The organism is Streptomyces sp. NPDC045021, from assembly GCF_056432645.1.
On record NZ_JBWKIQ010000003.1, the window covers coordinates 485,781 to 508,366 of the forward strand.

The 22,586-nt window shown below is 70.4% G+C and carries 22 protein-coding genes; 11 read left to right on the forward strand and 11 right to left on the reverse strand.

Annotated features, from left to right (window positions below; all coding sequences use genetic code 11):
* Positions 1-28: 28 nt before the first annotated feature.
* Complete coding sequence (locus AC07DC_RS13425) at positions 29-466, forward strand: hypothetical protein (protein WP_478914495.1); 438 nt, start codon at positions 29-31, stop codon at positions 464-466.
* A gap of 645 nt (positions 467-1,111) precedes the next feature.
* On the opposite strand, the gene AC07DC_RS13430 is transcribed toward AC07DC_RS13425, so the two are convergent.
* Complete coding sequence (locus tag AC07DC_RS13430; protein ID WP_478914496.1) at positions 1,112-2,260, reverse strand: esterase/lipase family protein; 1,149 nt, start codon at positions 2,258-2,260, stop codon at positions 1,112-1,114.
* Positions 2,261-2,515: 255 nt separating this feature from the next.
* Positions 2,516-3,970, reverse strand: coding sequence for an MFS transporter (locus AC07DC_RS13435; protein WP_478914497.1), 1,455 nt, complete (start codon positions 3,968-3,970; stop codon positions 2,516-2,518).
* Between the two features lie 152 nt (positions 3,971-4,122).
* Here AC07DC_RS13435 and AC07DC_RS13440 point away from each other — a divergent pair, with 152 nt between their 5' ends.
* Positions 4,123-4,938 (forward strand): helix-turn-helix transcriptional regulator, encoded by an 816-nt coding sequence (locus AC07DC_RS13440; protein WP_478914640.1) that lies wholly within the window; start codon positions 4,123-4,125, stop codon positions 4,936-4,938.
* Between the two features lie 89 nt (positions 4,939-5,027).
* Positions 5,028-5,381, forward strand: coding sequence for a cytidine deaminase (locus AC07DC_RS13445; protein WP_478914498.1), 354 nt, complete (start codon positions 5,028-5,030; stop codon positions 5,379-5,381).
* Between the two features lie 23 nt (positions 5,382-5,404).
* Here the strand turns inward: AC07DC_RS13445 and AC07DC_RS13450 are convergent, their stop codons facing one another.
* Entirely contained in the window at positions 5,405-5,743 is a 339-nt protein-coding gene (locus tag AC07DC_RS13450; RefSeq protein ID WP_478914499.1) for a P-II family nitrogen regulator, read from the reverse strand.
* Positions 5,740-7,068, reverse strand: a complete 1,329-nt coding sequence (locus tag AC07DC_RS13455) for an ammonium transporter (RefSeq protein WP_478914500.1) — start codon at positions 7,066-7,068, stop codon at positions 5,740-5,742. The genes AC07DC_RS13450 and AC07DC_RS13455 overlap by 4 nt, the downstream gene beginning before the upstream one ends.
* Positions 7,069-7,268: 200 nt before the next feature.
* Between AC07DC_RS13455 and era the strand changes: the two genes are divergently transcribed.
* The gene (gene era / locus AC07DC_RS13460) at positions 7,269-8,219 is read left to right on the forward strand and encodes a GTPase Era (RefSeq protein ID WP_478914501.1); all 951 of its coding nucleotides are present in this window, start codon (positions 7,269-7,271) and stop codon (positions 8,217-8,219) included.
* 69 nt (positions 8,220-8,288) lie between these two features.
* Here the strand turns inward: era and AC07DC_RS13465 are convergent, their stop codons facing one another.
* Positions 8,289-8,555, reverse strand: a complete 267-nt coding sequence (locus tag AC07DC_RS13465; protein ID WP_478914502.1) for a protealysin inhibitor emfourin — start codon at positions 8,553-8,555, stop codon at positions 8,289-8,291.
* A 30-nt stretch (positions 8,556-8,585) separates the two neighbouring features.
* Positions 8,586-9,638 carry a M4 family metallopeptidase gene (locus tag AC07DC_RS13470; protein ID WP_478914503.1) on the reverse strand — a complete coding sequence of 351 codons (1,053 nt, stop codon included), beginning with the start codon at positions 9,636-9,638 and terminating at the stop codon, positions 8,586-8,588.
* 305 nt (positions 9,639-9,943) lie between these two features.
* Between AC07DC_RS13470 and leuA the strand changes: the two genes are divergently transcribed.
* From leuA to AC07DC_RS13495, 5 genes are all read left to right on the forward strand, one after another.
* Complete coding sequence (gene leuA, locus AC07DC_RS13475; RefSeq protein ID WP_478914504.1) at positions 9,944-11,713, forward strand: 2-isopropylmalate synthase; 1,770 nt, start codon at positions 9,944-9,946, stop codon at positions 11,711-11,713.
* A 330-nt stretch (positions 11,714-12,043) separates the two neighbouring features.
* On the forward strand, positions 12,044-12,811 hold the full coding sequence (locus AC07DC_RS13480; protein WP_478914505.1) for a TerB family tellurite resistance protein: 768 nt from the start codon (positions 12,044-12,046) through the stop codon (positions 12,809-12,811).
* Positions 12,812-12,950: 139 nt separating this feature from the next.
* Positions 12,951-15,032 carry an MMPL family transporter gene (locus AC07DC_RS13485; RefSeq protein ID WP_478914506.1) on the forward strand — a complete coding sequence of 694 codons (2,082 nt, stop codon included), beginning with the start codon at positions 12,951-12,953 and terminating at the stop codon, positions 15,030-15,032.
* A gap of 110 nt (positions 15,033-15,142) precedes the next feature.
* A complete protein-coding gene (locus tag AC07DC_RS13490) occupies positions 15,143-16,453 on the forward strand; it encodes a sensor histidine kinase (RefSeq protein WP_478914507.1) in 1,311 nt (436 codons plus the stop codon).
* Positions 16,450-17,163, forward strand: a complete 714-nt coding sequence (locus AC07DC_RS13495; RefSeq protein ID WP_478914508.1) for a response regulator transcription factor — start codon at positions 16,450-16,452, stop codon at positions 17,161-17,163. Before AC07DC_RS13490 ends, AC07DC_RS13495 begins: the two co-directional genes overlap by 4 nt.
* A gap of 49 nt (positions 17,164-17,212) precedes the next feature.
* Here the strand turns inward: AC07DC_RS13495 and AC07DC_RS13500 are convergent, their stop codons facing one another.
* Entirely contained in the window at positions 17,213-17,575 is a 363-nt protein-coding gene (locus tag AC07DC_RS13500; RefSeq protein WP_478914509.1) for a DUF1304 domain-containing protein, read from the reverse strand.
* An 82-nt stretch (positions 17,576-17,657) separates the two neighbouring features.
* Here AC07DC_RS13500 and recO point away from each other — a divergent pair, with 82 nt between their 5' ends.
* Both recO and AC07DC_RS13510 read left to right on the forward strand, forming a co-directional pair.
* A complete protein-coding gene (gene recO / locus AC07DC_RS13505; protein ID WP_269272521.1) occupies positions 17,658-18,404 on the forward strand; it encodes a DNA repair protein RecO in 747 nt (248 codons plus the stop codon).
* 74 nt (positions 18,405-18,478) lie between these two features.
* A complete protein-coding gene (locus AC07DC_RS13510) occupies positions 18,479-19,309 on the forward strand; it encodes an isoprenyl transferase (RefSeq protein WP_478914510.1) in 831 nt (276 codons plus the stop codon).
* 80 nt (positions 19,310-19,389) lie between these two features.
* On the opposite strand, the gene AC07DC_RS13515 is transcribed toward AC07DC_RS13510, so the two are convergent.
* The 4 genes from AC07DC_RS13515 to AC07DC_RS13530 form a co-directional block, all read right to left on the reverse strand.
* Positions 19,390-19,815, reverse strand: coding sequence for a Fur family transcriptional regulator (locus AC07DC_RS13515; protein WP_478914511.1), 426 nt, complete (start codon positions 19,813-19,815; stop codon positions 19,390-19,392).
* A gap of 74 nt (positions 19,816-19,889) precedes the next feature.
* On the reverse strand, positions 19,890-20,783 hold the full coding sequence (locus AC07DC_RS13520; RefSeq protein ID WP_478914512.1) for a metal ABC transporter permease: 894 nt from the start codon (positions 20,781-20,783) through the stop codon (positions 19,890-19,892).
* Positions 20,783-21,568 carry a metal ABC transporter ATP-binding protein gene (locus tag AC07DC_RS13525; protein ID WP_478914513.1) on the reverse strand — a complete coding sequence of 262 codons (786 nt, stop codon included), beginning with the start codon at positions 21,566-21,568 and terminating at the stop codon, positions 20,783-20,785. The genes AC07DC_RS13520 and AC07DC_RS13525 overlap by 1 nt, the downstream gene beginning before the upstream one ends.
* Positions 21,569-21,576: 8 nt before the next feature.
* Positions 21,577-22,542: a metal ABC transporter substrate-binding protein gene (locus tag AC07DC_RS13530; RefSeq protein WP_478914514.1), complete on the reverse strand. Its 966-nt coding sequence runs from the start codon at positions 22,540-22,542 to the stop codon at positions 21,577-21,579.
* Positions 22,543-22,586 lie beyond the last annotated feature (44 nt).

The window sequence follows — 22,586 nt, forward strand, 5'->3', positions numbered from 1 at the left end:
GCTAGCTGTGCGTGCCGACAGTGGACGTATGAATACAGAAAGTAACCGGGTAAACGTCCTGCACCCCTGGCTGCCGGTTTCCGGGCACCGGCTGCGCAAGGCGGGCGTCTTCTTCGATGCGGTACGTGTCGCGGAAGAGGTCGGGGAGGAGCTGGCGACGCGTCTCGAAGCTCTGACGAACGGTGAACCGGGGCCGGTGATCGGGGAGTCGGCCGGGTGCCGGTGGATGTACTTCCTGGTCGCGGCCGGGAGTTCCGCGGGCCGCAGTTGGCCACCGGGCACCACCCGTCTGGGATCGGGTGGCCGCGACGCCTACGTAGGCATTCCCGCGCTCACCGGACTCACCTGGCCCCTGAGCTGGCGCTGCGCGCCCCTGCCGGATCGCCGGCTCGTCGATCCGGATCTCCTGCACGGCACGCTCTGCGCGCAACTCGGCTGGGAACCGCGCCCGTTGGGGAGGGGCTGAGGTTCAGGCGATGCGAAGTGTTCTTCTGCGTCGCTGCGCGCCTTGACCGGGCGGAGGGGGAGGCCCCGGCGCTGCGCGCCTGCCAGTGAGTCCGCCCCGCTGCGCGGCCCGGTTGATGTGCGGCGAATCCGGTCCGCTTCGCTCCCCGGGTGCGAAGTGAGGCCGGTCCGCTGCGCTTCCCGGGCGCGGAGTGGGGGTTGGTTGCTGAGAGTGGGACGGCCGGAGCCCCGCCAAGTGGACATTTGGCCGTCCTTAGTGATCCACATCCACTGAAGGACCGCCTCATAGGTCCCATGAGAGTCCACTCGTCACATCTGCCCCACATTCCAGCAGGGAGAGTGGATCGGAAGTCCATCCCGGCCGACGACCGCCACCCGCAGGGCACCCCCGGCCGTAACCCCACCACCCGGCAAGGGGAGCGCAGCGGACCGCCCTCGCTTCGCTCCGGGCCGCGCAGCGGGCCGGCCTCACTGGCAGGCGCGCAGCGCCGTGGCCCCTCCCTCCGCCCGGTCAAGGCGCGAAGCGACGCAGAAAAGCACTCCGTACCGCTCTGACCCCAGCCAGCCACCCACCCACCCGCACCCGTACACACGGGAGGAGGCCCGCCCTCCCGGGCGGGCCTCCCTTACCCCTCCCCCCGGAGGGCTACTTGTTGAGCTCCAGTTGGTCGATGATCCAGCTGCCCAGTTCCTCCGTCATGAGGGTGTGTTCCTCGTTCTGGGAGGCGCACAGGAATGCGTCGAGTTCGCTCTCCTGGGACGGGATCGCGCTGATGTCGGCGTAGAGGTCCTCGTGGGTGTCGATGTCGCGGATGGCGACCGCGCTGACGGCCGGGACGAAGGCGATCGAGCGGTAGTGGGCGGTGGCGGGCTGGTCGGCGCCGTTGAGTTCGTCGGCGGCGATGCCGAAGGATTCGAGGGTTCCGCCGGGAGCTCCGTCCATTTCGGGCAACCCCGAGGTACGGACCTCCTTGGCGGGCTGGAGGAACACCTTGAGGTAGGCCACGAGTTGGTTCTCGGTGTCGTCCTGGAGGTACAGGGCGGTGTCCTTGAAGAGGCCGCCGGTGATCTCCAGGGCCAGATCGCCGGCCGGGACGCCGTTGGGGGCGCCGGTGCCGGAGCCGTTGGCGACGCCGATCTTGCGGATCCCGTTCGGGTTGAGGGGGCCGGTCGGCCACCATCCGTACTCCGCCAGCTTCGCGAGGAAGTCCGTACGGTTCTTGTGCTGGATGGGCTCTGCGACGATGCTCGCCTTGTGCCGCCACATGAGTTCGGTGGCGGCCTCGCTGTTGATCATGTTCTTCATGCCGTCGCTGATCGGCGCGAGGAAGTGCGCCAGCGACTGCAGGCTGAGCGGGATCCAGGCGCCCCGGTGCGGGCTGTCGTAGGAGATGTAGGTGCCGACCTCGTGGTTGCTGCCCTCGTGCTCCATCTTGGCGAGGGCGAACCGGGTGACGAGCCCTCCCATGCTGAACCCGCCGACCGCCATGAGGTCGCTCTTGTTCGCGCGCTGGTCCTTCGCGCGGTTGATACAGGAGATCGCGACCTCCGCGTTCTTCAGGATCGACGCGGACCGCTCGGCGTAACCGAGGATGATCAAGTCGTAGCCGCGGGCGCCCAGTTCGCGGACGAACGGGTACTCGCCGTGGTCCAGCCCTTCCCAGAACAGGAAGAGATTGCTCGGTCCCATCGAGAAGCCGTCGCTCAGGATGACGGGCTTCACCAGTTCCGTGTGGCCTTCGGCGTAGAACACCCAGGCGGTGCCGCCCTCGAACTCCCAGGTCTCGTCGACCACGGGTCCGACGTGAGGTTCGCGTGTCGCGCGGGTGGTGGCTCCCAGTGAGCCGAACGGTTGAACAGCAGGTCCGGTCATAGGTCGGTCCCCTCCTATGTGCCCCATGGGCCCGTGGGCCCTCCGTGCTCCCGGTGGCCGCCGGGATCCCCGACGGCCGCCGCGAACGTATCGCCGGAAGCGGCAAGAAGTAATCCGAACATGACCGAACACCGGTAATAAGGCCAAAAGACGCTTATAGCAGGATCAATTGGCCCGTTAGGCCGTCTTGCGCGTCGCGCCGGCCCGCCGCAGGCCGACCGTCACCAGTACTGCCACCACGAGCAGGATCGCGACGTCGGCGGCGATCGCCAGGTGGATGCCGTCGAGCAGCCGGCTGCGGCTGGAGGCCAGGGCACTCAGCAGCGGGATGCCGATGGTGAGGCCGATCTGCTGGGAGCTGGTGACCAGACCGGTGGCCAGCCCCTGTTCGTGGTCGGGCAGCCCGGAGGTGGCGGTGATGCCGTAGGAGACGATCACCCAGAGGTGTCCGACGCAGGCCACGGTGACGGCGACCAGGGCGATCCAGGTGCCGGAGGGGCCGGTGCCGAGGAAGAGCAGCGCGGCGGTCAGCGCGGCCTGCAGGAGCAGGCCGCCGATCAGGACGGCGCGGGTGCCGAAGCGGCCGATCACCCTGGACGCCGTCATGCCGGTGATCGCGGCGCCGATTCCCTGCACGCCGAAGACCAGACCCGTCCGGAACGCGGAGAGTCCGCGGATCTCCTGCAGGTACAGGGTCAGCAGGAACACGACGGTGCTCATCATCGCGAAGGTGGTGATCCCGGCGAGGTTGCCCCAGGCCACCGTGCGCTTGCGCAGCATCTGCAGCGAGACCAGCGGCTCGGCGGCACGGGACTCGACCACGACGAACGCGATCAACAGCGCGAACCCCGCGACGAGCGAGCCGACGACGTCGGCCCGTCCGAAGCCCTGCTGGGCGGCGGTGGTCAGGGCGTAGATCAGCGCCAGCAGGCCACCGGTGACGGTGATCGCGCCGGGGATGTCGATCCGGGGACGCTGCGGGTGCCGTGACTCGGTCAGCAGGCCGGGAGCGGCGGCCAGCACGATGACGCCGGCCACGGCGAGGATGGCCATGGTGGAGCGCCAGCCGAAGTTGTCGGTGAAGACGCCGCCCAGGACGACGCCGATGGTGAAGCCCAGCGAGAGCAGCGTGCCGCTGATGCCGAGCGCGCGGTCCCGCTGCGGGCCCTCGGGGAACGTGGTGGTCAGCAGGGACATGCCGGTCGGCACGATGACGGCCGCGCCCAGGCCCTGGATCGCGCGGGCGGCCAGGAAGGAGGCCGGGTCCCAGGCCAGGGTCGCCAGGACCGAGGCCGCGGTGAAGACGGCAAGACCGGTCAGGAAGAGCTTGCGCCGTCCGACGAGGTCCGCGATCCGGCCGAAGAGCAGCAGGAAGCCGCCGGAGGGCAGCGCGAACGCGGTGACGGCCCACTGCAGATTGGCCTGGGTCATGCCCAGGTCCTTGCCGAGCACCGGCAGCGAGACGTTCAGGATGGAGAAGTCGAGCGCGACCATGAACTGGGCCGCGCACAGCACGAACAGGACCAGCTTCGCGCGGGTGGTGAGCTTGTCGGCGCCGGGGGACGGCGCCGGGCCGGTGGTCGGGGCCTGGGTCGGAGCCGGGGCAGTTGGGGAGGGGGTCTCGATCGCCATGCCCCAACCCTCGGGCTGATCACCACGGGGTGGGGAGCCCGTGCTTATGCTGGTGGCCGGACCACCAGCCAGGGGGAGCGGGAGTGGAGAACGCGGCCAAGTCGACACCGTCCGCCAAGTCGTACCGCCGTCAGGAGTTGCGCGAGTTCCTGATGGCCCGCCGGGCCCGGATCAGCCCCGCCGAGGCCGGCCTGCCGGACGGCGGCGCCCGCCGCCGCACCCCGGGGCTGCGCCGCGAGGAGGTCGCGGTGCTCGCCGGGGTCGGGGTGTCCTGGTACCAGTGGTTGGAGCAGGGGCGCGAGATCACCGTCTCGCCGCAGGTGCTGGACGCGGTGGCGCGCGTACTGAAGCTGAACGGCACCGAGCGCCGCCATCTCTACGGGCTGGCCGGGCTCAACCCGCCGCTGCCGGAGGCCGTTCCCGACACCGACTTCTGCGACGGGCTGCACCGGCTGATCGACGCCTGGATGCCGTTCCCCGCCCACGTCATGGACGCGTACTGGAACATCGTCGCCTTCAACGACGCGGCCGGGCTGACCTTCGGCTTCACGAAGGACGACACGAACTGCCTGGTCTCCTTCTTCACCAGCCCGCTGTACCGCAGCCGCACCAACAACCGCGCGGAGCTGGCCGCGACCGTCGTCGCCCAGTACCGCGCGACGGCCTCCGAGCGGCCGGACGACGAGGGTTTCCGCACGGTGGTCGAGGAACTGGCCGCCGTCAGCCCGGAGTTCGCGGAGCTCTGGGCGCGCGGGGATGTGCAGGCCAGCGGGCAGACGCTGAAGGAGATCGTGCATCCGACCGTCGGGTCGCTGCACTTCGAGAGCACCCAGCTGCGGCTGCCGGCCCGCCCGGACCTGACCATCGTCATGCACAACCCGCTCCCGGGCACGGAGACCGCGGCCAAGCTGGAGCGGCTGACGTCCCCGCAGGGGCGCCGGGACACGATGCGGCCGGTCGCGGGCTAGGACCCTCCGGTCGCGGGCCGGGGCCCGGCCGGTCGACGCGGGCCGAGCCCCGGGAACGTTGCCGGGGCGGGCGCTTTATGCTCGCCGGTATGAGCGATGCGACCCCGCTGGGGCCCGAGGACCTGAAGATCATCACCCTGGCGCGGTCCGCCCGCGCCCGCAACGGCGTGCCCGAAGGTGCGGCCGTCCGCGACGAGACCGGCCGTACGTACGTCGCCGGCACCGTCGCGCTGGACTCGCTGAAGCTCAGCGCCCTGCAGACCGCCGTCGCGATGGCGGTCGCCAGCGGCGCCCAGTCCCTGGAGGCGGCGGCCGTCGTCAGCGCCGCCGAGACCCCGGCCGACGCCGACCGGGCCGCCGTCCGCGACCTCGGTGGACCGGACACCCCGGTGCACCTCGCGGGCCCCGACGGAACGCTGCGCGTCACCGTCCAGGCCGGCTGACGGTAACGCTCGGACGGAAGCTCTCAGAGCGCGTCGGGTCCGCGCTCGCCGGTGCGGACCCGTACGGCCGTCTCGACCGGCACCGACCAGACCTTGCCGTCGCCGATCTTGCCGGTGCGGGCGGCGTCGACCACCGCCTCGATGACGGCCTCGGCGTCGGCGTCCTCCACCAGCACCTCGATACGGACCTTCGGGACGAGGTCGACGCGGTACTCGGCGCCCCGGTAGACCTCGGTGTGGCCGCGCTGGCGCCCGTAGCCGCTGGCCTCGGTGACGGTGAGGCCGTGGACGCCGAGCTCCAGGAGCGCCGTCTTCACCTCGTCCAGCTTGAACGGCTTGATGACGCCGGTGACCAGCTTCATTCGGCGGAGCTCCTGTTCTTGGCGTGGGCAAGGGCCTGGGCGAGAGCCGAGGCGTGCACGTGCGGGGCGCCCTGCGAGACGACGCCGTGATCGTATGCCGACTCCGCGTGGACGGTCAGGTCGAGGCCGGTGAGTTCGTCCTCCGCGGAGACCCGGAAGCCCATCAGCCGGTCGATGACCTTCCCGATCCCGTACGTGACGGTGAAGGCGTACGCCCCGACGACCGCGACCGCGACGGCCTGCTTGCCGAGTTGGCCGAGGCCGCCGCCGTAGAACAGCCCCTCGGGGCCGCCGGTCATGGTGGCGGTCGCGAGGAAGCCGATGAGCAGGGTCCCGACGATGCCACCGATGAGGTGCACCCCGACCACGTCGAGGGAGTCGTCGTAGCCGAGCCGGAACTTCCAGCTGACGGCGAACGAGCAGAGCACCCCGGCCGCCAGGCCCACGACCAGCGCACCCATCAGGTCCACCGAGCCGCAGGCCGGGGTGATCGCGACCAGACCGGCCACCGCACCGGAGGCGGCGCCCAGCGTCGTGGCGTGACCGTCGCGGCGCTTCTCCACGATCAGCCAGCCGAGCAGTCCGGCGCACCCCGCGACCTGGGTGTTGAGGAACGCGGCCGCGGCCAGGCCGTTCGCGCCGAGTGCCGAGCCCGCGTTGAAGCCGAACCAGCCGAACCAGAGCAGGCCCGCGCCGAGCACCACCAGCGGAAGGTTGTGCGGGCGCATGGCCTCCTTGCGGAAGCCGAGCCGCGGGCCGAGGACCAGCGCCAGCGCCAGCCCGGAGGCGCCGGAGCAGACCTCGACGACGGTGCCGCCCGCGAAGTCCAGAGCGCCCAGCTTCGTCACGATCCAGCCACCGGTGCCGAAGACCCAGTGGGCCACCGGGACGTATACGAGCAGCGTCCAGACGAGGACGAAGGCCACCCAGGCGCCGAACTTCGCGCGGTCGGCGATGGCGCCGCTGATCAGCGCGGCCGTGACGACGGCGAACGTCAGCTGGAACGTGGCGAACAGCAGCGTCGGTACATGGCCGGTGACGCTCGTCGGGCCGATGTCGTGCATGCCCAGATGGTCGAGGCCGCCGATCAGCCCGAGGCCTCCGGCGTCCGGCCCGAAGGCGAGCGAATAGCCCGCGACCAGCCAGACCACCGTCACGAGCGCGATCGACACGAAGCTCATCATCAGCATGTTGAGGACGCTCTTCGTGCGGACCATGCCGCCGTAGAACAGGGCGAGGCCCGGTGTCATCAGCAGGACGAGCGCGGTGGCGGCGAGCAGCCAGGCGGTGTCTCCGGAGTCGATTCCGGCCGACAGATACGGCACGAGGACATCCCTTCCCGGGGCGGCGGGGGGTGGTGCGCGGCGGTGGATGGACACGAGCCTCACCGTCGGCGGTTTCCGGATGTGGGCAGACGTGTTTCCGCCGTGTTTCGTGTTGCGGAGGAGTTTCCGGCGCCTCACATCCGGCCGCCGCCCGGCTCCCCGGGTGCCGGTGTGACCCGGGCCCGCCGCGATCGGGGAGAATGGGCCGCATGAGCGCCAGTACCCAGTCCTCCGAGGCCGTCCACCGGTCCGGCTTCGCATGCTTCGTCGGCCGCCCCAACGCGGGCAAGTCGACCCTCACGAACGCTCTCGTCGGCATCAAGGTCGCCATCACCTCAAGCCGGCCGCAGACCACCCGGCACACGGTGCGCGGCATCGTGCACCGCCCGGACGCGCAGTTGATCCTGGTCGACACCCCTGGTCTGCACAAGCCGCGCACGCTGCTGGGCGAGCGGCTCAACGACGTGGTCCGCTCCACCTGGGCCGAGGTCGACGTGATCGGCTTCTGCGTGCCCGCCGACCAGAAGCTCGGCCCCGGTGACAAGTACATCGCCAAGGAGCTCGCGGGGGTCCGCAAGACCCCGAAGATCGCGATCGTCACGAAGACGGACCTGGTCGACGACAAGGTGCTGCGCGAGCAGCTCCTCGCCATCTCGGAGCTCGGCCGCGAGCTGGGCATCGAATGGGCGGAGATCATCCCCGTCTCGGCCGTCGCGGACGTCCAGGTCGGCCTGCTCGCCGACCTCATCATCCCGCTGCTCCCGGAGGGCCCGCAGCTCTACGCGGACGGCGACCTCACCGACGAGCCCGAGCAGATCATGGTCGCCGAGCTGATCCGCGAGGCCGCGCTCGAAGGCGTACGCGACGAGCTGCCGCACTCCATCGCGGTCGTCGTCGAGGAGATGATCCCGCGCGAGGACCGGCCGAAGGACAGGCCGCTGCTCGACATCCACGCCAACATCTACATCGAGCGGTCCAGCCAGAAGGGCATCATCATCGGCCCGAAGGGCGCCCGCCTCAAGGACGTCGGCACCAAGTCGCGCAAGCACATCGAGGCGCTGCTCGGCACTCCGGTCTTCCTGGACCTGCACGTCAAGATCGCCAAGGACTGGCAGCGCGACCCCAAGCAGCTGCGCAAGCTCGGCTTCTGACCGGGCCCGATTTCAGTCGGATGTGGACGGAGGTGGCTTCGAGCGCCGGTCGGCGCTCGAAGCCACCCGTCACGCACCTTCTTTGAGCACCGTCTGGATCAGATCGCGCTGCGCGTCGGTCAGGTGCGGGTCCGCGCAGTGGACCGTGCGGCCGTCGACCGTGATCTCGTAGTGGAAACCGTCCGGCACCCCGCGGTCCGGCGCGGAACCACCCTCCTCGACGGCCTTGAGGGCCACACCGTGCAGATGATCGGCATCGGGTCGGCCGGTGGTGTCCAGCACGGCCCGACGCTCGATTCCGGCGAAGCCGCCGGAACGGATGACTTCAATATGCACGGTGCTCCTCAGCCCTCATGGCCCACGCCTTCAGGACGTGGGGACTCCGACCTGCGACCACGCCTTCAGTACGGCCTGGTGCGCCTCGCCCTCCCCGAACCGCGCCTGGGCGGCGGCGACGGTCAGCCGGGCGAACTCGTCGAACGTCGCCTTCGTGGAGAGCTCCCCGCCGACCAGCACGTCGTACCAGATCTGCCCGGCCTTCTCCCAGGCATTCCCGCCGATGGACTCGGCCACCAGGTAGAAGGCGTGGTTGGGGATGCCGGAGTTGATGTGCACACCGCCGTTGTCGCGGCCGGTCGTCACATACTGGTCCATGCTGCCGGGCTGCGGGTCCTTGCCGAGCTGCGGGTCGTCGTAGGCCGTGCCGGGTGCCCTCATCGAGCGCAGCGCGTCACCGTGGATGTTCGGGCCGAGCAGTCCGGCGCCGATGAGCCAGTCGGCCGTATCGGCCGTCTGCTGCAGTGAGTACTGCTTGATGAGCGAGCCGAACACGTCGGACATCGACTCGTTGAGCGCGCCCGACTGGCCGAAGTAGGCCAGGTTCGCCGTGTACTGGGTGACGCCGTGGGTGAGCTCGTGGCCGATCACGTCCACGGGCAGGGTGAAGTCGAGGAAGATCTCCCCGTCGCCGTCCCCGAAGACCATCTGCTCGCCGTTCCAGAAGGCGTTGTTGTACCCCTGGCTGTAGTGCACGGTCGCGTTGAGCGGCAGGCCCTGATCGTCGATCGAATGCCGCCCGTACGCCTTGAGGTACAGCTCGAAGGTGGCGCCGAGACCGCTGTGCGCGCGGTTGACGGTCTGGTCCTTGCTGTCCTTGTCGGCCTCGCCGTGCGTCTTGCGGCCGGGCAGCGCCGTCTGGTGCTTGGCGTCGAAGATGGTCCGTTTCGGCTGGTCGGAGACGATCGCGCCGGCGATGGAAGGTGCGCCGATGACGGTGGTCAGCCGGCGGTGAGTGCGCTCGTAGGCATCCCGCTCCAGGGTGCGGCGGCCGAGCTCGGAGAGCGCGCGGTCCTCGGACGTGGCCATCTTGTCGAGGACGTGCGGAGGAATGATCGTGCAGAAAGTGCGTGTCGCGTCCATGGCGGCAATCTGGCACGCCGCGACCGTCCTGTCACTGCTTGCAACGATGATTACCGAAAAGGGAGGGAAGATCATGGTTTTACTGGACAGAACCACTCGTCTTGCATACTGAGAGGGAGCGCGCTTCGAGTGCGATATTCGAGCGGGCTCGGCTATGGTCGTCCACATCATGCGTTTCGGGCTGCTTCTCCTTAGCTGCCGCGGCGAGGGCCTGTAGTCGTAGGCCGACCCCCTCCCCGCGGAGTTCTGGCGTGCGCATCGCCGTCGGCCGTACTGGAGCCGGACCCATGAGGAGCCCACCGCAGATGTCCCAGAACCCTGTGAATTCCGTAGGCCGCCCCACGCCCATCACGGCGGCGAGCGTGCGCCAGCGCCCCACCGCGATGCCGATCCACAAGTACGCGCCCTACGGCGCCGTCGACATCGCCGACCGCACCTGGCCGAACACGCGGATCACCAAGGCGCCGCGCTGGCTCTCCACGGACCTGCGGGACGGCAACCAGGCCCTGATCGACCCGATGTCCCCGGCGCGCAAGCGGGCGATGTTCGATCTGCTGGTGAAGATGGGCTACAAGGAGATCGAGGTCGGGTTTCCGTCATCCGGCGAGACGGACTTCGCGTTCGTGCGCTCCATCATCGAAGAGGGCGCGATCCCCGAGGACGTGACGATCTCCGTCCTGACGCAGGCCCGCGAGGAACTGATCGAGCGGACCGTCGAATCGCTGGTCGGCGCGCGCCAGGCCACCGTCCACCTGTACAACGCGACGGCGCCGGTCTTCCGCCGGGTGGTCTTCCGCGGCACCAAGGAGCAGGTCAAGGCGATCGCCGTGGACGGCACCCGGCTGGTCATGGAGTACGCGGACAAGATCCTGGGCTCCGACACGGTCTTCGGCTACCAGTACAGCCCGGAGATCTTCACCGACACCGAGCTGGACTTCGCCCTGGAGGTCTGCGAGGGCGTCATGGACGTCTGGCAGCCGGAGGCCGGCCGCGAGATCATCCTGAACCTGCCGGCGACCGTCGAGCGCTCCGCCGCCAGCACGCACGCCGACCGCTTCGAGTGGATGTCGCGCAACCTGTCGCGCCGCGAGAACGTGTGCCTGTCGGTGCACCCGCACAACGACCGGGGCACCGCGGTGGCCGCCGCTGAGCTGGCGATCATGGCGGGCGCCGACCGTATCGAGGGGTGCCTGTTCGGGCAGGGCGAGCGCACCGGCAACGTCGACCTGGTCACGCTGGGCATGAACCTGTTCAGCCAGGGCGTGGACCCGGAGATCGACTTCTCGCAGATCGACGAGATCCGCCGCACCACCGAGTACTGCAACCAGATGGAGATCCACCCGCGCCACCCGTACGCGGGCGACCTGGTCTACACGTCCTTCTCCGGCTCCCACCAGGACGCCATCAAGAAGGGCTTCGAGGCGATGGAGGCCGACGCGGCCGCCGCCGGCAAGACCGTCGACGAGATCCCCTGGGCCGTCCCGTACCTGCCGATCGACCCGAAGGACGTCGGCCGCTCCTACGAGGCCGTCATCCGGGTCAACTCGCAGTCCGGCAAGGGCGGTATCGCGTACGTCCTGAAGAACGACCACAAGCTGGACCTGCCGCGCCGCATGCAGATCGAGTTCTCCAAGATCATTCAGACCAGGACCGATGACGTGGGCGGCGAGATCACGCCCGCCGAGATCTGGGCGGCCTTCCGCGACGAGTACCTGCCGACGACGGAGAACGCCTGGGGCCGCATCGAACTGCGCTCCGCCCAGGCCGAGACCACGACCGACGGCGGCGACGCGCTGACCGTGGAAGCGGTCGTGGACGGCGTCCCGACGGTGCTCACCGGTCGCGGCAACGGTCCGATCTCCGCGTTCTTCGATGCGCTGTCCTCGGTCGGCATCGACGCGCGGCTGCTGGACTACACCGAGCACACGCTGAGCGAGGGCGCGAGCGCCCGGGCGGCGTCGTACATCGAGTGCGCGATCGACGGCAAGGTGCTGTGGGGCATCGGCATCGACCCCAACACCACGCGCGCCTCCCTGAAGGCGGTCGTCTCGGCCGTCAACCGGGCGTCCCGCTGAGTCTCCCTTCGGGTGAGCGCATCCGCTCCTGAGCCGGCCCGCCGGCGGACGGACGCAACCCCTCGGCAACGGCCGCGGCGGCCCTCACGGGCCTCGCCGCGGCCGTTGGCGCGTCCGGCAACCCCTGTCGTGTGCCCTGCAACATCGGGGTGCGGGCGAAATGCGAGATCACGTCAATCCTCTTCTCCGGCCGACCCGCTGTGACCTGCCACGACGTGGTGCGGACGCGGCCGATCCGGAAATCCCCCCTTACGCGGTACTGACTGCGCGTCATTGGTGTGGCTAACATCACGGCAGCAGTAACGGCACCGTTGCCGAGGCGTTACGCACATGTGCGTGCCGGATCGGTGCGTACCGGGACGAAACGCCGGAGGGTGCAACGTGGTTCAGCTGCGAGGGCTGTGCTTCTGGGGTGTGCGCACCGCATGGCACACCGAGGACGACGGGGAGTTCTTCTGCCCCGACTGCGGTGGCGACCGTGCCTATCACCGGCGCAGCGGCACGCGGCGCCTGACCGTGCTCAACGTTCCCCTGCTGACGCGGGGTCCGGCCGGTGTCGTCATCGAATGCAGCGGCTGCCACGGGCACTTCGGTGCCGAGACGCTCGACCACCTCACGACGACCCGGTTCTCGGCGATGCTGCGCGACGCCGTCCACACCGTCGCACTCGCTGTGCTGACGGCGGGCGGGGCCACCGGCCGGCCGGCCCGGGAAGAGGCCGTCCGCGCGGTGCGCTCGGCGGGCTTCACCGACTGCACGGAGGACCAGCTCCTCGGACTGCTGGCGGCGATCGTCGCCGACGCGGGCCGGTTCCCCGGCGCCGCCGACGCCCTCGGCCCGGACTCCTTCGCCGACGCCCTGGACGGCTGCGGCAGTTGGCTCTCCATCGAGCTCCATGAGGCGCTGGAACCGCTCTCCGCCCACCTCGCCCCGCAGGGGCGCGAGCGGATCCTGCTGCAGGGGGCGAGGATCGCCCTCGCCGACGGTCCCTACCTGCCCGCCGAGCGGGAGGCGCTGGTGGCGGTCGGCCGCTGCCTGTCACTGCCCGCGGGGGACACCGACCGGCTCCTCGCCGAGGCCGCGGGCGCGCCGTCCTGACGTACTCCCGGGGGAGTAGCCGGGCGGGCGGGCAACGGCGGGAGTAGCGGCAAGGTCGGCCGTGAGCGCGACGAAAGAGATCCCTTCCACGGGGACGCTGGTGCGTAGGAAACCAGCCGTTCCACGAGGGGAGGCCCTGATGCGGGCCACACGGACGAAACGCAGAGCGCTGCCATGGGCGGTGATCGGGTTCTGGATCGTGGTGCTCGCCGTCACCGGGGTGTTCGCCGGGAAACTCGACGGCGTCAAGCACGACGACGCCGTCGACTATCTGCCGGCGAGTGCCCAGTCGACCCAGGTCGCGAAGATCCAGCAGACGATGCCGGGCGGCGGGTCGACGGATCTCGTGCTGGTCTACGACCGTGCCTCCGGGATCACCGGCACCGACCGCGCCGCGGTCCAGCGGCAGACGGCGTCCGTGGACGCCGCGTACGACCTGGTGGGCGGCGCGCCCCGGGTCGTGGCGGCGAAGGACGGCCGGACACTGATGGTGCCGGTTGCGATCGCCGAAAAGGACGGAAAGCCCGAGGACGTGGTCGCAGACGTCCGGGTGATGCTCGCCAAGGACCGTCCGGACGGGCTGACCGTCCGCGTCGGCGGCCCCGGCGGGATGCAGGCCGACGCCAAGACCGTCTTCAACAGCATCGACGGCACCCTGCTCATCGGTACCGTCGCCGTCGTCGCGCTCCTGCTGATCGTCACCTACCGCAGCCCGTTCCTGTGGCTGGTGCCCCTCGTCTGCGTCGGCGTCGCCGCGGGGACCGCGATGGCCATCGTCTACGCCATGGTGCGGGCCTTCGGACTGACCGTCTCCAGCATGAGCTCCTCGGTGATGACCGTTCTCATCTTCGGCGCGGGAACGGACTACGCGCTGCTGCTCATCGCCCGCTATCGGGAGGAACTGCGCCGCCGGACGGACCCGTACGAGGCCATGCGCACCGCCCTGCGCGGCGTCGGCCCCGCCGTGCTCACCTCCGCCGGGACCGTGGTCGCCGGGCTGCTCTGCCTGCTCGCCGCCGACCTCAACAGCAGCCGCGGCCTCGGCCCGACCGGCGCCATCGGCATCGTCTGCGCGCTCGCCGCGATGACCACCCTGCTCCCCGCCGTCCTGGTGCTGCTCGGCCGCCGGGTGTTCTGGCCGCTGATCCCCGGCTACGGCAGCGAGCCGAAGAAGGCGGGCAGCGGCTTCTACGGCCGGATCGGCGCGCTCGTCGTACGCCGTCCGGTGGCGGTGCTGGCCGCCTCCGCGGTCGCCGTCGGGGCGCTCGCGCTCGGCATCGGGAACCTCCCCGGCGACCTGCGCCAGGACGACACCTTCACCGTCACCTCGGAGTCCGTGACGGCCGCGCACACCCTTCAGCGGGCCTTCCCCGAGCGCAGCGCCCAGGCTGTCGTCGTGCTGGCCCCCAGCGCCCGCGCCGACACGGTCCTGGCCAGGATCCGCGCCACCGACGGCGTCGCGGGAACGGCGAAGGGCAGGACCGCGAACGGGTGGACCGAGATCGAGGCCTTCCCGTCCGCCGCGCCCGACACGGCCGCCGAGCGCGGCACGATCGAACGGCTGCGTACCGGGACGGCCGCCGACCACGGGCTCGTCGGCGGCTTCAGCGCCCAGCAGCTCGACACCGCCGACACGTCCTCCCGCGACCGGAAGATCGTCGTGCCGCTGGTGCTCGTCGCCGTCTTCCTGCTGCTCGCCGCGCTGCTGCGCAGCCTGGTCGCACCCCTGCTGCTGGTGGCGGCGATGGCCGCCGTCTGGGCGGCCTCGCTCGGCATCGGCGGACTGGTCTTCGGCCCGGTCCTCGGCTTCCACGGCATGGATCCGGGGCTGCCACTGCTGAGCTTCGTCTTCCTCGTCGCCCTCGGCGTCGATTACGGGATCTTCCTCATGCACCGGATGCGGGAGGAGGCCGAACACGGCGCCGACGCCGGGCGGTCGGCCGTCACCGCCCTGGAGGCGACCGGCGGTGTCATCGCCTCGGCGGGCATCGTGCTCGCTGCCACCTTCACCGTCCTCGCCTCCCTGCCCCTGGTGATGATGGTCGAGATGGGTACGACGATCGCCCTCGGCGTCCTGCTGGACACTTTCGTGGTGCGGACCTTCCTGGTCCCGGCCGCGAGCACCCTGCTGGGCGCCCGCGTCTGGTGGCCGGGCGGCCTCAGCCGTGAGGTTCCCCGGCCGCCCGAGCCGACGGCCGTGGAACTGGAGTTGGTCCGCTAGGCACACGGACCACGTCGTTGAGAACCTTCTCACCGAGCGCCGGACGGGCTGGGAGCAGCCCGTCCGGTGACACGTCGTCGAACAGCCCGCAGGATGGAACGGTGTCATCCATGAGAACCACCCCCGAGGTGCGCCTCACGCGCAACGATCTACTGCTCGCCGCCGGGCTGCTGGCGCTCCAGACGGTCATGGCCCTGACGCTGCCCGTCTCAGCCGGTAACGGCCACCGGCCGGATGCCGTGGGGTGGACGCTCCTGGTGGCCATCGCGGTCTTCCAGGTGTGGCGGCGGCGGGCGCCGCTGCTCATGGTGCTGGCACTGGCGCCGGTCGCGGCGACCTACCACGGCATGGACAACGTCCACCAGGCGGTGATCCCCGCCACCATGGTCGCGCTCTACAGCCTGGCGGTCGCCGGGCCGCCACTGCGCACCTTCCTGGTGGTCCCGGCCCTGGTCGGCTTCATGGCCGTGGTGATGACGCTCACGCTCGACCGGCCCGACACGGGCGTTCACATGCTCAGCAACGCCGGCTGGATCTTCGCGGTCGTGCTGGTCGGCGAGGCGGTACGGATGCACCGCAAGTACATCGGGGCGATCGTGGAACGCGCCGAGCGGGCGGAGCGCACCCGCGAGGAGGAAGCGGCCCGCCGGGTCGCGGAGGAGCGGCTGCGGATCGCCCGCGATCTCCACGATCTGCTGGCGCACACGATCACGCTGGTGGGCGTGCAGACCTCGGTGGCCGCGCATGTCCTGATCGCCGACCCGGACAAGCTGGACCGGGAGGCGATCGCCGCCTCGCTGGAAGCCATCTCCGACACCTGCCGGGACGCCCGCGCGGAACTCCGCGCCACTTTACGGGTGTTGCGATCCGACACCGCCGATGCCGGCCAGGGCGCACTGGGATCCGACGGCCCACTGGGGCCGCTGCCGGGGCTGCCGGGCGTACCCGACCTGGTCCGTGTCGCCGAGGCGGCCGGGGCGCGGGTGGAACTCATGATCGGCGAGGGCGCGGACCACGCGCCGCCCGCGGTCGGCGCCGCCGCCTACCGCATCGTGCAGGAGGCGCTCACCAACGCCGCGCGGCACGCGAGCGGCTCGCATGTCCGGGTGACGCTCACCCGCCGCGCGGCGGTGCTCGACGTGTCCGTCCTGGACGACGGCCCGGCCGTGGGCACTCCGCACGGACCGGCCCGTACCGACGGCTACGGAATCGTCGGCATGCGGGAGCGGGCCCGCAGCGTCGGCGGCCGGCTGGCGGCCGAACCCCGGGCGGACGGCGCCGGGTTCGCCGTCACGGCGGTGCTCCCGCTCGGGGGATCGCCCGAGGACGGCGACGACATGATGGAAGGACCACCGGCAGCCCGGCCGGACGTCCTGCTCACAGACCCGATCGCAGATCCACTTGAGGGAGCGACCCGATGACGTCACCCATGGCATCGCCCGTGACCGCTCCGCCGACGATCCGGGTGCTGCTCGCCGATGATCAGACGCTGGTGCGGGCCGCGTTCGCGATGCTGGTCGGGTCCGCGGCCGACATGGAGGTGGTCGGGCAGGCGGGGACCGGCCGGGAGGCCGCGGCGCTGGCCGGCAGCACCGGCGCCGATGTGGTGGTGATGGACATTCGGATGCCGGACCTCGACGGCATCGAGGCGACCAGGATCATCGCCGCGGACGGCGCTCTCGCCGGGGTGCGGGTGCTGGTGCTCACCACGTACGACACCGACGAGCACGTGGTCGCGGCGCTCCGGGCGGGAGCCAGCGGCTTCCTGGTCAAGGACACCAGGCCCGCCGAGCTCCTGGACGCCATCCGCACCGTCGCCGCGGGCGATGCGCTGTTGTCGCCCGGACCCACGGCCCGCCTCATCGCCCGTGTCCTGCGGCTGCCGGACCGGCCGCCGCCCGGCCCCGCCCCGGTCGGTCTCACGGGTCTGTCGGACCGGGAGCGGGAGGTGCTGACCCTCGTCGGCCGGGGCCTGAACAACACCGAGATCGGCGAGGCCCTCGGGCTCAGCCCGCTCACCGCCAAGACGCACGTCAGCCGCATCATGGGCAAGCTCGATGTCCGCGACCGCGCCCAACTGGTCATCGCCGCCTACGAGTCGGGACTGATCCGGGCGGCAGGAGAAGGCTAGGGACGGTCCGGCCGGACCGGGCGGTGCCGGTCACCGCCTCGGCCCGGCGTCAGTGGGCGATGAGGACCAGTGCCAGCGCGACGAGTGCCGGCACGGTCTGGACGAAGAGGATGCGGCGGCTCGCGGTGGCGGCCCCGTACACGCCGGCCACGGCGACGCAGGCCAGGAAGAAGATCCTCGTCTGGAAGCCCACCGGGTCGGAGGCGAACGCGGCCCACGCCAGGCCGGCCGCGAGGAACCCGTTGTAGAGCCCCTGATTCGCGGCCAGGGCCTTGGTCTCGGCGGCGAACTCCGGCGTCAGACCGAAGGCGGCCCTGCCCTTCGGAGTGGTCCACAGGAACATCTCCAGGACCAGGATGTACACATGCAGGGCGGCGATGGCCAGCACTGCCACGGTTGCGGTGATCGACATAGGCGGCAGCGTATGGGGCCCGTGACAGCCATGGGGCCCCAGGGTGCCCGGAGGTCCCTTCCCGTACGGGACAATGGGCCGTATGAGTCTGTTCCGCGACGACGGCATCGTGCTGCGCACCCAGAAGCTGGGTGAGGCGGACCGGATCATCACGCTGCTCACCCGCAGGCACGGGAGGGTCCGGGCGGTGGCCCGGGGGGTGCGCCGCACGAAATCGAAGTTCGGGGCGCGGCTGGAGCCGTTCAGCCATGTCGATGTGCAGCTGTTCGCGCGGGGCGGGGAACTGGTCGGGCGCGGGCTGCCGTTGTGTACGCAGGGTGAGACGATCGCTCCGTACGGTAGCGCCATCGCGGCCGACTACGACCGCTACACCGCCGGCACGGCGATGCTGGAGACGGCGGAACGGTTCACCGATCACGAGGGCGAACCAGCCGTCCAGCAGTACCTGCTCCTCGTCGGCGCCCTGCGCACCCTGGCCTCCGGCGAGCACCAGCCGCGGCTGATCCTCGATGCCTTCCTGCTGCGCTCGCTGGCCGTGAACGGCTACGCGCCGAGCTTCGACAACTGTGCCAAATGCGGTATGGACGGGCCGAATCGGTTCTTTTCGGTAGGAGCGGGAGGAGTCGTCTGCGCCGAGTGCCGTGTGCCGGGAAGCGTCGTACCCTCACGGGAGTCCCTGGAACTCCTCGGCGCGCTGCTGGGCGGGGACTGGGAGACGGCGGACGCCTGCGAGCCGCACTTCTGCCGGGAGGGCAGCGGGCTGGTCGCGGCGTATCTGCAGTGGCACCTGGAGCGCGGGCTGCGCTCGTTGAAATTCGTCGAGAAGTAGACCTGGCAGCACGCAGAACCGGCAGCACGCAGGACTGGCAGTAGTAGTACCGAGATGTAGGAGAGGCAACGCGCATGGCACGTCGCGGGATTCTGGGCCGTTCCCGACCGGAGTACCGGACTCCGGACCCGCATCCGTCCGGTGCGGTGCCCCCCAAGATTCCGGGGGAGCTGGTGCCGCAGCACGTCGCCATCGTCATGGACGGCAACGGCCGCTGGGCGAAGGAGCGCGGTCTCCCGCGCACCGAGGGCCACAAGGTCGGCGAATCCGTCGTCCTCGACGTCCTCAAGGGCAGCATCGAGCTGGGCGTCAAGAACCTCTCCCTGTACGCCTTCTCCACCGAGAACTGGAAGCGCTCGCCCGACGAGGTGCGCTTCCTCATGAACTTCAACCGCGACGTCATCCGCCGCCGCCGCGACGAGATGGACGCCCTCGGTATCCGCATCCGCTGGGTGGGCCGGATGCCCAAGCTGTGGAAGTCCGTCGTCCAGGAGCTCCAGGTCGCCCAGGAGCAGACGAAGGACAACGACGCCATGACGCTGTACTTCTGCGTCAACTACGGCGGCCGCGCGGAGGTCGCGGACGCGGCCGCCGCCATGGCCGCGGACGTGAAGGCCGGCAAGCTCGACCCCTCCAAGGTCAACGAGAAGACCTTCGCGAAGTACCTGTACTACCCGGACATGCCGGACGTGGACCTCTTCATCCGCCCCTCCGGCGAGCAGCGCACCTCCAACTTCCTGCTCTGGCAGACCGCCTACGCCGAGATGGTCTTCCAGGACGTCCTGTGGCCCGACTTCGACCGCCGCGACCTCTGGCGCGCCTGCCACGAATACGCCTCCCGCGACCGCCGCTTCGGCGGCGCCCTCCCGAACGACCTCGCCCCGGACGCGGACAAGCGCGGCTGAGGCGCGCGTGAGCGCGAAAGCCGATGGTCCGCTGCGTAAGACGCGGCGGACCATCGGCTTTCGTCGTGACTGCTCTGCGGTCAGGCTTCCGTAGTCGGAGGCGGGGTGGCGCAGTCGGCGCAGGTGCCGAAGATCTCTACGGTGTGGGCGACGTTGACGAAGCCGTGGTCGGTGGCGATGGCCTCGGCCCACTTCTCGACGGCCGGGCCCTCGACCTCGACGGCCTTGCCGCACATGCGGCAGACGAGGTGGTGGTGGTGGCCGTCGGAGCAGCGGCGGTAGACGGACTCGCCGTCGTCCGTGCGCAGCACGTCGACCTCGCCGGCGTCGGCGAGCGACTGCAGCGTGCGGTAGACGGTGGTGAGGCCGACGGAGTCGCCGCGGTGCTTGAGAAGGTCGTGGAGGTCCTGGGCGCTGCGGAATTCCTCGACCTCGTCGAGCGCGGCGGCGACGGCAGCACGCTGCCGGGTCGATCGGCCCTGCACGGGGGGCTTGGCGGTCGTCACCGGTGCCTCCTTCTCGGTCGTAACCGTCACCGTCCAGATGTCCGGTCGGTCGTCATTGTGTCAGGCCACAGGGCCTAAACCCGAACGTCGTCCTGGGGGACGCGCGCGCCGGGTACCTCCAGGGTGCACCGTTCCGCGGCGGCAGCGGAACCGCGAGCCCGTTTTCTTGCCAGCGGACCTGCCAGCAGGGCCAGGGCGATGAAGATGGCGATGGCCAGCAGAACGATCGTGGGCCCCGAAGGTACATCGACGTAGAACGAGGTGACGGCTCCGGAGAGCGAGACCGTCACGCCGATCAGGACGGCCAGCGCGAACGTCATCGCGAAGCTGCGGGACAGCTGCTGGGCGGCGGCGACCGGGACGACCATGAGGGCGCTGACGAGCAGCAGGCCGACGACGCGCATCGCGACGGTGACGGTGACCGCGGCGGTGACCGCCACGAGCAGGTTCAGCAGCCGGACCGGCAGGCCCGTGACGCGGGCGAACTCCTCGTCCTGACAGATCGCGAAGAGCTGCCGGCGCAGCCCGACCGTGACGAGCACCACAAACGCGGCGAGCACGCAGATGGTGGTGACGTCCTGCGGTGAGACGGTGTTGAGGGAGCCGAAGAGGTACGTGACGAGGTTGGCGTTGGATCCCGTGTCGGACATGCTCATCAGCATCACGCCGCCGGCCATGCCGCCGTAGAAGAGCATCGCGAGCGCGATGTCGCCGTGCGTCTTGCCGTACCAGCGGATCAGCTCGATGGCCACGGAGCCGACGACGGCGACGGCGGTCGCCATCCGGATCGGGCTGGCGTTCAGCAGGAAGCCGAGGCCGACGCCGGTCATCGCGACATGGCCGATGCCGTCGCCCATCAGCGCCTGGCGGCGCTGGACGAGGTAGATGCCGATGGCGGGGGCGGTGATGCCGACCAGGACGGCGGCGATCAGGGCCCGCTGCATGAAGGCGTAGTCGAGGATGTCCATCAGCTCAGCAGCCCCGTCCTGATCGGTTCGGCGTCGTGCGCCGCGTGCGGGTGCACATGGTCGTGGCCGGGCAGCGCGTGCTGGCCAACGGCGCGCGGCGGCGGTCCGTCGTGGACGACGCAGCCGTCGCGCAGCACCACCGCGCGGTCGATCAGCGGCTCCAGCGGGCCGAGCTCGTGCAGCACGAGGAGCACGGTGGCGCCGCCCGCGACCTGCTCGCGCAGCGTGCCGGCCAGGATCTCCTGGCTGGCGACGTCCACGCCGGCCATCGGCTCGTCCATGATCAGCAGTTCGGGGCTCACGGCCAGCGCACGGGCGATGAGCACCCGCTGGTGCTGTCCGCCGGACAGCGCGTTGACGGAGTCCTTGGCGCGGTCGGCCATGCCGACCAGCTCCAGCGCCCGGTCGACCGCCGCGCGGTCGTCCCGGCCGAGCGGCCGCAGCCGGGTGCGGGCCAGCCGGCCGGAGGAGACGACCTCGCGGACGGTGGCGGGCACGCCGCTGGCGGCGGTGGTGCGCTGCGGCACGTAGCCGATCCTGGCCCAGTCGCGGAAGCGCTTGAGCGGGGTGCCGAAGAGTTCCAGCCGGCCTTCGCTGAGCGGCACCTGGCCGACGACGGCGCGGACCGCCGTCGACTTGCCGGAGCCGTTCGCGCCGAGCAGCGCGACGACCTCGCCGCAGCCGACCGTCAGGTCCACCCCGCGCAGTACGGGCCGGGATCCGAGCGAGGCCGTCGCCCCGCGCAGGGATATGACCGGGACCGGCTCCATGCCTACCTCCGTCATCGCTTCCTTCACTTGCTGCCGAGCGCCGTCTGCAGAGCCTTGAGGTTGCTCTGCTGGACCTCGAAGTAGTCGGCGCCCTTGGACTTGTCGGTGATGCCCTCGAGGGGATCCAGTACATCGGTCTTGAGCTTCAGGTCGCCGGCCAGGGTCTTGGCGGTGGCGTTGCTGGCGAGCGTCTCGAAGAAGACCGTCGTGACGTGGTGCTCGGAGGAGAGCTGCTGCAGCGCCTTGATGCGGGCGCCGCTGGGCTCGGCCTCCGGGTCGATGCCGCCGATGGCCTCCTCGACCAGTCCGTACCGCTCGGCGAGGTAGCCGAAGGCCGCGTGGGTGGTGATGAAGGTGTCGGAGGCGCGGTTCTTGAGACCGTCCTTGAACTGGTTGTTCAGCGCGTCCAACTTCTTGACCAGCGCGTCCGTGTTCTTCTGGTACGTGGCGGCGTTGTCGGGGTCGGCCTTGGCGAGCGTGGTGTTGACGCCCTTGGCGACCTCGGCGTACTTCACCGGGTCGAGCCAGATGTGCGGGTCGGCGCCGGCCTCGCCCTCGCCGGAGTGGTTGTCGCCGGTGGTGTGCGCGTGGCCGTCGACCTCGGTGCCGTGCTCTTCGAGGGCGGTCAGCGAAGCGGCATCGGCGGTGTTCTTCACGCCGGACTGCTTGACGGCCTCGTCCACGGCGGGCTGCAGGCCCTTGAGGTAGACGATCACGTCGGCCTTGCCGAGGGCGGCGGTCTGCCGCGGGGTGAGCTCCAGATCGTGCGGTTCGACGCCCGGCTTGGTGAGCGCCGTCACAGCGACATGGTCGCCGCCGATCTCCTTCGCCAGGAATTCCATGGGGTAGAAGGACGCTGTGACCTTCAGTTTTCCGTTGCTTCCCGCACCGTCCGCGGCGTCGGACGCCGAGCAGGCACTCAGCGTGAGCAGGCCCAGGGCGGCGGATCCGGCGACGACGGCGGGTATCAGACGGGAGCGTTTGTTCATGACACTCATTTTCATCTGAAGTGGAAACGATTGTCAATTGCCCT